Origin of the sequence: Flexivirga alba, from assembly GCF_042661025.1 — a bacterium.
In the GTDB taxonomy this organism is placed as follows: domain Bacteria; phylum Actinomycetota; class Actinomycetes; order Actinomycetales; family Dermatophilaceae; genus Flexivirga; species Flexivirga alba.
Genome location: NZ_JBHSWH010000001.1, coordinates 1,928,773 through 1,939,495, shown reverse-complemented (window position 1 = coordinate 1,939,495; position 10,723 = coordinate 1,928,773). Strand labels below are relative to the sequence as shown.

Annotated in this window: 9 protein-coding genes; 6 read left to right on the top strand and 3 right to left on the bottom strand. The window is 66.3% G+C overall.

The annotated features are described in order from the left end of the window. Position 1: 1 nt before the first annotated feature. The 3 genes from typA to ACFQDH_RS09625 form a co-directional block, all read right to left on the bottom strand. The gene (typA, locus tag ACFQDH_RS09635; protein WP_382400733.1) at positions 2 to 1,903 is read right to left on the bottom strand and encodes a translational GTPase TypA; all 1,902 of its coding nucleotides are present in this window, start codon (positions 1,901 to 1,903) and stop codon (positions 2 to 4) included. Positions 1,904 to 2,036: 133 nt separating this feature from the next. Next, complete coding sequence (locus ACFQDH_RS09630) at positions 2,037 to 3,092, bottom strand: S-adenosylmethionine:tRNA ribosyltransferase-isomerase (RefSeq protein WP_382400732.1); 1,056 nt, start codon at positions 3,090 to 3,092, stop codon at positions 2,037 to 2,039. Then, on the bottom strand, positions 3,089 to 3,922 hold the full coding sequence (locus ACFQDH_RS09625) for an SDR family oxidoreductase (RefSeq protein ID WP_382400730.1): 834 nt from the start codon (positions 3,920 to 3,922) through the stop codon (positions 3,089 to 3,091). The genes ACFQDH_RS09630 and ACFQDH_RS09625 overlap by 4 nt, the downstream gene beginning before the upstream one ends. 189 nt (positions 3,923 to 4,111) lie before the next feature. Here ACFQDH_RS09625 and soxR point away from each other — a divergent pair, with 189 nt between their 5' ends. The 6 genes from soxR to ACFQDH_RS09595 all read left to right on the top strand — a co-directional run bounded on the left by soxR (position 4,112) and on the right by ACFQDH_RS09595 (position 10,660). Next, complete coding sequence (gene soxR, locus ACFQDH_RS09620) at positions 4,112 to 4,612, top strand: redox-sensitive transcriptional activator SoxR (protein WP_382400728.1); 501 nt, start codon at positions 4,112 to 4,114, stop codon at positions 4,610 to 4,612. 86 nt (positions 4,613 to 4,698) lie between these two features. Next, positions 4,699 to 6,369 (top strand): ABC transporter substrate-binding protein, encoded by a 1,671-nt coding sequence (locus ACFQDH_RS09615; RefSeq protein ID WP_382400726.1) that lies wholly within the window; start codon positions 4,699 to 4,701, stop codon positions 6,367 to 6,369. An 85-nt stretch (positions 6,370 to 6,454) separates the two neighbouring features. Next, positions 6,455 to 7,465, top strand: coding sequence for an ABC transporter permease (locus ACFQDH_RS09610; protein ID WP_382400724.1), 1,011 nt, complete (start codon positions 6,455 to 6,457; stop codon positions 7,463 to 7,465). 5 nt (positions 7,466 to 7,470) lie between these two features. Then, positions 7,471 to 8,436, top strand: coding sequence for an ABC transporter permease (locus ACFQDH_RS09605; protein WP_382400722.1), 966 nt, complete (start codon positions 7,471 to 7,473; stop codon positions 8,434 to 8,436). Positions 8,437 to 8,441: 5 nt separating this feature from the next. Next, the gene (locus ACFQDH_RS09600; protein WP_382400720.1) at positions 8,442 to 9,461 is read left to right on the top strand and encodes an ABC transporter ATP-binding protein; all 1,020 of its coding nucleotides are present in this window, start codon (positions 8,442 to 8,444) and stop codon (positions 9,459 to 9,461) included. Continuing rightward, on the top strand, positions 9,458 to 10,660 hold the full coding sequence (locus tag ACFQDH_RS09595) for an ABC transporter ATP-binding protein (RefSeq protein WP_382400718.1): 1,203 nt from the start codon (positions 9,458 to 9,460) through the stop codon (positions 10,658 to 10,660). The genes ACFQDH_RS09600 and ACFQDH_RS09595 overlap by 4 nt, the downstream gene beginning before the upstream one ends. The last annotated feature ends 63 nt before the right edge of the window (positions 10,661 to 10,723 follow it).

The following is a 10,723-nucleotide window of genomic DNA, read 5'->3' as shown; positions in this document are numbered from 1 at the left end:
ATTACTGTTTTGCGGCGCTCCGGGCACGGGCCGCGGTGCGGCCGCGCTCGCCGGCGTTGAGGACCAGCTTGCGGATCCGCACGGATTCCGGTGTCACCTCGACACATTCGTCTTCACGGCAGAACTCCAGGCTCTGCTCGAGCGACAGCTTGCGCGGCGGGAAGATCTTCTCGAAGTTGTCCGCGCTGGACGCGCGCACGTTCGTGAGCTTCTTCTCCTTGGTGATGTTGACGTCCATGTCGTCGGCGCGGGAGTTCTCGCCGACGATCATGCCCTCGTAGACCTCAGTGGTGGGCTCGACGAAGAGCACGCCGCGCTCCTGCAGGTTGACCATCGCGTATGACGTGACCACACCGGTCCGGTCCGAGACCAGCGATCCGGACAGGCGTGTCGTGATCGTGCCGTGCCAGGGCTCGTAGCCGGAGAAGACGTGGTTGGCGATGCCGGTGCCGCGGGTCTCGGTGAGGAACTCGGTGCGGAAGCCGATCAGGCCACGCGACGGAACGATGAATTCCATACGGACCCAACCGGTTCCGTGGTTGGTCATCTGCTCCATACGAGCCTTGCGGGCGGCCATGATCTGGGTGATCGTGCCGAGGTATTCCTCCGGCGTGTCGATCGTCAGGTGCTCGACCGGCTCGTGCAGCTTGCCGTCGACCTCCTTCGTGACGACCTGCGGCTTGCCGACGGTCAGCTCGTAACCCTCGCGGCGCATCTGCTCGACGAGGATCGCCAGCGCCAGCTCGCCACGGCCCTGCACCTCCCACGCGTCCGGACGCTCGGTCGCGAGCACGCGCAGCGACACGTTGCCGATCAGCTCGCGGTCGAGGCGGTCCTTGACCATGCGGGCGGTGACCTTGGAACCGCGGACCTTGCCGACCATCGGCGAGGTGTTGGTGCCGATCGTCATCGAGATCGCCGGCTCGTCAACTGTGATGAGCGGCAACGGAATCGGGTTCTCGGGGTCGGCGAGGGTCTCACCGATGGTGATCTCCGGGATGCCCGCGACAGCGATGATGTCGCCGGGGCCGGCGCTCTCGGCCGGCTGACGGTCCAGGCCGCTGGTCATCAGCAACTCGGTGATCTTCACCGTCTGCTGCGAACCGTCGTGACGGCACCACGCGACCTGCTGGCCCTTGCGGATCTCGCCGTTGCGCACGCGCAGCAGCGCGAGGCGGCCCAGGAAGTTGCTGGAGTCGAGGTTGGTGACGTGGGCCTGCAGCGGCGCCTCGTCGTCATACGTCGGCGCCGGGATGGTCTCCAGGATCGTCTTGAAGAGCGGCTCGAGGTCCGCGCCGTCCGGCAATCCGCCGTTGTCGGGCCGGGTCATCGAAGCGATTCCGGCCTTGGCAGAGGCGTAGACGACCGGGAAGTCGAGCTGGTCGGCGTCCGCGTCGGCGTCCTCCAGCAGATCCATGAACAGCTCGTAGGTCTCTTCCTCGACCTCCGCGATACGGGAGTCGGGGCGGTCGACCTTGTTGATGCAGAGGATGACCGGCATCCGGGCCGCGAGCGCCTTGCGCAGCACGAAACGGGTTTGCGGGAGCGGGCCTTCACTCGCATCGACCAGCAGGACGACGCCGTCGACCATCGACAGGCCGCGCTCGACCTCGCCACCGAAGTCGGCGTGACCAGGGGTGTCGATGATGTTGATGGTGATCGGGTGGCCGTCCGCGGAGGGACCGTCATACGAGATGGCCGTGTTCTTGGCCAGGATCGTGATGCCCTTCTCGCGCTCCAGGTCGCCGGTGTCCATGACACGCTCGCCGGTGGACTCGACGGTCGAGCGTTCGCTGAAGGCGCCCGTCTGCCAGAGCATCTTGTCGACGAGAGTGGTCTTCCCGTGGTCGACGTGGGCAACGATGGCGACGTTGCGGACGTCGCTGCGTGACTTCATGGGCATGGAGTTGTCAAAGCTGCGTGCACCCGTTCGGCCGAGAAGGCGTCGGGCACCGACAGGCTTCGTCCTTTCTGACGACGTGTATCGGATCCCTACCAGTGTCTCAGGGTTTTTTCATACCCATGACCACACCCCTTCATGGAAGTAACAGGGCCGAATCACCGAACTCGTGCCAGCGATATCGCTCCCGCACCGCTGCGTCGTATGCCGCCTGGGTCAGCTCCTCGCCCGCAACGGCTTCGACCAGCAGCAGATGCGACGCATGCGGATCGTGCGAGCCGGTGATCAGCCCGTCCACGACGCGGGGCGGCTCGTCCCGGGTGATGACCCGGTCCGTCCAGCCGGCAGCGCCCACCACGAGCCCATCGCAGGACACAGCCGACTCCAGGGCACGCGCCACCGTCGTACCTACTGCGACGATGCGACCCCCGGCCTGGCGGGTGGAGTTGACCTGCCGGGCGGTGACCTCGGGCACCTCGAAGCGCTCGACCTGTGGCCCCTCACCGGCCTCCTGCGAGGAGACACCGGTGTGCAGCGTGATCGGCGCGACCCCGACTCCGGCGGCAACCAGCTGGGTGACGACTTCGGGAGTGAAAGGCCTTGCCGCAGAAGGCATCTCGGCACTGCCCGGCACCGTGGCGAAGACCGTTTGGTAGTCAGCAAGGGGGTAGGCCTGATCGAGATAGCCGTAACTGATCGGCCTCCCGTGGTGCCACAGGTGCTCTGCCAGGTCGCCGTCGACCTCGGCCTGCCAGAGCCGGTTGCCGGCACGCGTGGGCGAAGAGACGAAGGGGTATGCCGCCTGCAGCCGCAGCACCAGGGAGCCGACCTCGAGGTGTTCGCCCACCCTGGCGTCGAGCACCGCACGTGCGGCGTCCGGTGCGGACCGCAGCTCCACCACCCAGGTGCCGTCGTCCAATTGAGTGGCCGCGTGCAGGACGACCGGACTCCCGTCGCTGCGCCGGGCGTCGACCTGACCGGCGACAGTGGCCGAATTGTTCACGACGACAAGGTCTCCGGCGTTCAGGTGGTCCGGCAACGAGCGAAATCTCGTGTGTTCGATTCCGTCCTGGGAGGCCACGAGCAGTCGCACCTGGTCCCTCTCGATGCCTCTGCGCTCGGCCGGCGAGGGCGCGGTGCGCTCGTCCGGTGCGTCGAACCTGGTCCGCGGCCGGACCGCGAGCGCAGTCATGCGGGGTCCCCGCGAAGTATTCGGAGGAGCGCAGCGGGGGAGAAACTTCGTGGGGTGCTCATGCGGGGTCCCCGCGAAGTATTCGGAGGAGCGCAGCGGGGGAGAAACTTCGTGGGGTGCTCATGACGAGACCCTGCTGGTCTCGCGCGCCGGCAGATCGGCGGCTCGGTAGCGGCCCGACTCCGGACGTTGCTCCCACAAATGCCGCAGGCGAGGTATGACGGAGGCAGGTTCCGGCCGGTCCGAGATGTCCTCCCCGGGAATGCCGCCTGATGCATCGGTGTGCGCATGTCACCGGGATCCACTGCGTAGGCAACGATTTCCGGTGTCTCGACGCCGACGGTCAGGATGAACTGGTCGAGCGCGGCCTTGCCTGCGGCATACAGACCCCATCCCTCGTAGTGCTCGACCGCGGCGTCCGACGAGATGCCGACCAGGACACCGCTGGATGCGCGGAGCAGATCGAGCACCTTGATGGTGAGTGCGAGAGGTGCGCCCGCGTTGGTTCGCAACACCGTGCCGATGTCAGCCAACTGCGCCTCGGCGAGCGGCCGCAGCGGCGTCGGTCCCAACGTGCTTGCGTTGTGCACCAGCAGGTCCAGCCTGCCCAGGTCGTGCGCCGCCGCTGCCAGCTCGTCCTGATGGTCGAGATCGAGTATGTCGCCCGCTATGCCAGTCACGCCGGGCAGATCGCGCGTCTCGTGCGCAAGCGCCTCGCTGTTTCGCGCGTCGGTGATCACCTGCCAGCCGTCGTCGGACAACGTACGGACCAGTTCTCTCCCAAGCCCGGACGATCCTCCGGTGATCAGTGCGACTTTTGTGTCGGACATCGAATCTCCTTGTTGATTAGGTCGATTGATGCCATCCTTCAAGTTGAAGTTAACTTGAAGTCAAGAGCAATTTTCGCCGAGAGGACACCCGACGATCGACAGGACAGGCGTTTTGGGCGTTTTTGACCCCGAATCGCGTGTCCTCTCGAGAATTGCCTGTCCTGTCGGCATGAGGACAGGACGGTTTTCATGGACACCCACGACCTGCTTGCGGTGGGCACCGTCGCCAAGCGCAGCGGCTTCGCTGCCTCCGCGCTGCGCTACTACGAGACGCAGGGCCTGATCCACGCGCACCGCAACTCCGGCGGGCAGCGCCGATTCGAGCGCAGCGTGCTGCGGCGGCTGGCATTCATCCGGGCTGCGTCGAATGTCGGCCTGACCCTGGAGGAGATCCGCGACGAGCTCGATCGTCTTCCTGACGGCCGCACGCCGACCAGGGCGGACTGGCAGCGCATCACGACCCATTGGCGGGGCCGGCTGGGCGAGCAGATCGCAGCCCTGGAGAAACTGCGCGACGGACTCGACTCGTGCATCGGGTGCGGGTGCCTGTCGTTGCGGCGCTGCGCGATCTCCAACCCGTATGACGCCGCCGCCGAAGGCCCGACCGCGCCTGGCGCTGCCTTCCTGCCCCCTTGCTGCGGCGACCGCACAAGCCCGCTTGAGATAACACCGTGTCATATATCGAGATGATGACGGTGTTTCCGAAACCCGCCAAGAGGCCCACGGACTGAGTAACGTTCGCAGAACCCTCTTCTCCATCGGAAGGTTCCGTCACCATGCCCGTTACCAAGACCACAGCCGCGCTCGCGCTGTTGGCCGCCTCCACCATGGCACTCACCTCGTGCGCCAGCTCCAAGCGCGACGCAGGCGCCACGAAGTCCGGCAGCGGCGCGAGCAACAGCAACGCGACCCTGAATTTCGGCGCGGCCGGAGCGCCCGCCACCCTCGATCCCTACTACGCCAGCGACGGCGAGACCTTCCGGGTCAGCCGCCAGATCTTCGAAGGTCTGGTCGGTTTCAAGCCGGGCACCGCCGAGGTCGCTCCCCGCCTGGCCACCAGCTGGACGCCTTCCGCCGACGGCAAGACCTGGACCTTCAAGCTGAAGACCGGCGTGAAGTTCACCGATGGCACGCCGTTCAACGCCGACGCCGTCTGCAAGAACTTCAAGCGGATGGACAGCCAGAACAAGGCCGGTCAGACCGCGTCCGAGTACTGGCTGACCAACATGGGCGCCTACAACGGCGGCGCGGGCGACCTCTACCAGGGCTGCACTGCGAAGGACGCCTCGACCGCCATCATCAAGATCGCCCGGCCGACCTCGAAGTTCCCGGCACTGCTCGGCCTGCCCGCCTTCTCGATGCAGTCCCCCACCGCGATGGACAAGTACGACGCCAACGGCATCAAGGCGCAGGGCCAGGGCTTCGTCTACCCGGCATACGCCAACTCCCACCCGACCGGCACCGGTCCGATGATGTTCCAGTCCTACGACAAGACCAACAAGACCGTCACCCTGGTCCGCAATGACAACTACACGGGCGACGACAAGGCCACCGTCAAGAAGATCGTCTTCTCGATCATCCCCGACGAGACCGCCCGCAAGCAGGCACTCTCGTCCGGTCAGATCGACGGTTACGACCTGCCCAACCCGGTCGACTGGCCGTCGTTGAAGAAGGACGACAACCTCGAGATCCGCCCGGCGTTCAACATCCTCTACCTCGGCCTCAACGCGAAGGTCGACCCCAACCTGAAGGACGTTCGCGTCCGGCAGGCGCTTTATTACGCGATCAACCGCGATCAGCTGGTCAAGTCGCAGCTGCCGGCCGGCGCATCGGTCGCCACGCAGTTCATGCCCAACACAGTCGCGGGCTACAACAAGTCGCTCACGCCATACAAGTACGACCCGGCCAAGGCCAAGTCGCTGCTCAAGGCCGCCGGAAAGTCCAACCTGAAGCTCACCTTCTGGTACCCCACCGAGGTGACCCGGCCCTACATGCCGGCGCCGGACAAGATCTTCAACGCGATCAAGTCCGACTGGGCCGCTGTCGGCGTCCAGGTCACCCCGAAGCCGATGCCGTGGGCCGGCGGCTACGTCACCGGCACCCAGAACGGCAACGCCGGGGCCTACCTGATGGGTTGGACCGGCGACTACAACACGCCGGACAACTTCCTGGGCAGCTTCTTCTCCGACCCCAAGGGTCAGATGACCGTTGGTGCCTACCCGTGGGGCGCCAAGCTGCACACGGCACTGTCCGACGCCGACTCGATCGTCGACGAGGCGAAGCGCGCCACGGCATACGAGGACCTGAACAAGCAGATCATGCAGGACCTCCCGGGCCTGCCGATCTCCAGCTCGCCGCCGGCGATCGTCTTCAGCAAGAAGGTCACCGGGGTCACACCGAGCCCGTTGACCGACGAGCACCTGTGGACCGCCAAGGTCAGTAAGTAGCAGTCGACCGCCCGGTGGCCGGTGCCGTGGATCGTCCGCGGCACCGGCCACCGCGCAATAAACCTCCTAGTAGGAGCCTCACCTCGTGCTCAGATTCATCGTGCGACGACTGCTACAGGCCGTGCTGGTCATGTTCATCGTCTCCGTCCTGCTCTTCGCCTGGCTGCGGTCGCTGCCCGGCGGCCCGGTCGACTCCATCCTCGGCGAGCGCGCAACGCCGGCCACCCGTGCGGCACTGAGCAAGACGCTCGGCCTCGACCAGCCGCTGCCCGTGCAGTACCTGCACTTCCTCGACAACATCCTGCACGGCAACTTCGGCACCTCCACCCAGGTGCAGGCCGGCACCGACGCAATGCAGCTCTTCCTGCAGCGCCTGCCGGCAACCATCGAGCTGTCGTTCTTCGCGATCCTGCTCGCGCTGGTCACCGCCATACCCCTCGGCTACTTCGCCGCCAAGCGGCACGGTGGCCTGCTCGACACCAGCTCGGTCGTGCTCTCGCTGGTCGGTGTGGCGGTCCCGGTCTTCTTCCTGGCGTTCGTGCTGAAGTACATCTTCGCGATCGAGCTGAACTGGCTGCCGGTCGCCGGTCGCCAGAGTCCAGACCTCAACGCCACCCGCATCACCAACTTCTACGTGCTGGACGGCCTGCTGACTCGCGAGTTCGACGCTTCGTGGGACGCCATCAAGCACCTGATCCTGCCCGCGATCGCGCTGGCTTCGATCCCGTTCGCGGTGATCTTCCGGATCACCCGCGCCTCGGTGCTGGAAGTGCTCAACGAGGACTACGTGCGCACTGCCGAGTCCAAGGGCCTGTCCGCACGGGTCATCCGCGGCCGGCACGTCCTGCGCAACGCGCTGCTCCCGGTGGTCACCACCATCGGCCTGCAGGTCGGCGGCCTGCTCACCGGCGCCGTGCTGACCGAGACGGTCTTCGCCTATCCAGGAGTGGGTGACGCGCTCGCCCAGGCGTTCAGCCAGCGCGACTACTCCGTGCTACAGGTGTTGATCACCATGGCGGCGATCGGCTATGTCCTGGTCAATCTGCTCGTCGACATCGCGTATGCCGTCATCGACCCCCGGATCCGGACGAGGTGAGTGCGATGAATCCCATGCAACGCAAGAAGGATCGGATCGACGCGCTCGCGGCGACGGCCGGTGACGCCGACATCCCCGACGCGGGTCACGTCAGCGAGTCCGGCGGACTCAGCCTGATCGGCAGCGCGTGGCTGCGGCTGCGGCGCAACCCGGTGTTCCTCCTCGGAGCGGCGGTGACCGTGCTGTTCATCCTGCTGGCGATCTTCGCGCCGCTGCTCGCACCGCACAACGGCACGACCAAATACTTGATCGGCCAGGTCACCCCCGCCACCCCGATCCCCCCATCGCAGAGCGGTTTTCCGCTGGGCGGTGACGATCAGGGTCGTGACTTCCTGTCCCGGCTGATCCTCGGTTCGCGGCAGACACTGATCGTCGGTGTGCTGGCAACCCTGGCCGGCCTCGCCGGAGGTCTGGTGCTCGGCACCATCGCCGGGTCGCTCGGCGGCTGGATCGATTCGGTGGTCATGCGCATCGTCGACGTCATGCTCTCGCTGCCATCACTGGTGCTCGCGCTCGCCGTCGCGACACTTTTCGGCAGTCCGTCGCAGTGGACGCTGATCATCGCGATCTCGATCGTGCAGGTGCCGATCTTCGCCCGGTTGCTGCGCGGGTCGATGCTGTCTCAGCGCTCCAGCGACCATGTCCTGGCCGCACGCGCGCTCGGCGTGAAACGGTCGGCGATCACCTTCCGGCACATGCTGCCCAACTCGCTCGGGCCGGTTCTCGTCCAGGCGACGCTGGTGCTGGCGACGGCGATCATCGAAGCCGCAGCGCTGAGCTTCCTCGGTCTGGGCAACCCGGACGACTCGTCCCCCGAATGGGGTCAGATGCTCGGCAAGGCCCAGACGCTCTTCGACATCTCGCCGCACGTGGCCTTCTGGCCGGCCGGCTGCATCGTCGTGGTGGCCTTCGGCTTCACCCTGATGGGTGAGTCACTGCGCGAAGCCCTCGATCCCAGAAACCGGAGGTGACCGGCGTGACTGCACCAGCACCCGAAAAGACCGACACTCTCCTGTCGGTGCGCGACCTGACCGTCGAGTTCGGCACCAAGGGACAGACTCCGTTTCGCGCTGTCGACGGTGTCTCGTTCGACGTCCGCCCCGGACAGACCATCGGTCTGGTCGGCGAGTCCGGTTGCGGCAAGTCCGTGACCTCACTGGCGATCATGGGCCTGCTGCCCAAGCGCGGCAACAAGGTCGCCGGATCGGCGACCTTCGACGGCTCCGACCTGCTGACGCTCGACGACCGCGAGATGCGCGACCGGCGCGGTCGCGACATTGCGATGATCTTCCAGGACCCGCTGTCGTCGCTGAACCCGGTCGTATCCATCGGCATCCAAGTGGCAGAAGTGCTGCAACGGCACCGCGGCATGAAGAAGGCCGCCGCGATGGCGGAGTCGCGTGCCCTGCTCGACAAGGTGGGTATCCCGGATCCGTCGCGCCGGCTCAAGGAATACCCGCACCAGCTGTCCGGCGGCATGCGCCAGCGTGCCCTGATCGCGATGGCGCTTGCCTGCAAGCCGCGACTGCTGATCGCGGACGAGCCGACGACCGCACTCGACGTCACCATCCAGGCGCAGATCCTCAACCTGCTCAAGGAACTGGTCGTCGACTCCGGCACCGCGCTGATCATGATCACGCACGACCTGGGTGTCGTCGCCGGCCTCTGCGACGAGGTCAATGTCCTGTATGGCGGCCGGATCGTCGAAACCGCCTCTCGGCACGAGCTTTTCGCCCGTCCGCGGCATCCCTACACCAACGGTCTGCTCGGATCGATCCCGCGGCTGGACGGTTCTCATACCGACAAGCTGGCCGCCATACCAGGGTCCGTGGCGGACAACATCCCGTGGACGTCCGGGTGCGCGTTCGCACCGCGCTGCTCGCGGGCGATCGACGTATGCCGAACCGAATCGCCTGCACTGGAACAGGATCGGGTGTCATTGGAGGTTCACGTGCTGCGGTGTCACAACCCCTGGCCGGAGGGCGGAGAGTCATGAGCGCGAACCAGAGCACGGAGACGGGGTCCCCGCGAAGTATTCGGGGGAGCGAAGCGGAGGAGAAACTTCGTGGGGTAGACGAGGTGCTGCTGGACGCGCGCGACGTGGAGGTCCACTTCCCGATCAAGCGCGGCGTGATCTTCGACAAGACGGTCGGCTACGTCTACGCCGTCGACGGTATGACGCTGCAGATCCGCAAGGGCGAGACTTACGGCCTGGTCGGCGAATCCGGTTGCGGTAAATCGACATTCGGGCGCGCGCTGCTTCGCCTTGAAGAGCCGACCAACGGCACGGTGACCTTCGCCGGCACCGACCTGTCGACGCTCAAGGGCGAAGAGCTGCGCACCAAGCGCCGCGACATGCAGATGGTCTTCCAGGACCCGCTGTCCAGCCTTGACCCACGTCAGACCGTTGAGTCGCTGCTGCTCGAAGGCATGCACGCGCACGGACTGACCAAGGACAAGGAAGCCGCCGGCGCCCGGCTGCGCGAACTGCTCCAAGCGGTCGGGCTGCCCGCCGCAGCGCTGCGCAAGTACCCGCACGAGTTCTCCGGGGGCCAGCGGCAACGCATCGGCATCGCGCGGGCCTTGTCGGTCGACCCGCAGCTGATCGTCGCCGACGAGCCGGTGAGCGCGCTGGACGTGTCGGTGCAGGCTCAGGTCATCAACCTGCTGGAGGACGTCCAGGAGCAGTTCGGCCTCACCTACCTGGTGATCGCGCACGACTTGGCCGTCGTGCGGCACATCAGCGACCGAGTCGGTGTGATGTACCTCGGCTCCTTGGTCGAGGAGGCTGACGCCGACGGGCTCTACGCCACACCACTGCACCCCTACACGCGTGCGCTGATGTCGGCGGTGCCGATCCCCGACCCGTTGATCGAGGACCACCGCGAGCAGATCATCCTGGCCGGCGACCTGCCGTCGCCCGCCAACCCGCCGAGCGGTTGCCGCTTCCACACCCGCTGCCCGTGGCGGCAGGAGGAACTCTGTGACACCGAGCGGCCGCAGCTGCGCGTCGTGCAGATCGACGGTGTGCCGGCCTCGCACCGAGTGGCCTGCCACTATGCGGAGCAGATCCACTCCGGCGAGATCGAGCGGCACGAAGTTGACGCTATGGCGATCGACCCTGCCGCGAACGAGGGCGGACCGACGGTGAACACCCAGGAGAACGTCGGCGGGCAACCGTTCTCCACGCCCTGATCGAACATTGCGAGAGCCGCCGAGCTGCTCCCCCGGGGGCAGCTCGGCGGCTCTTGTTGTGTG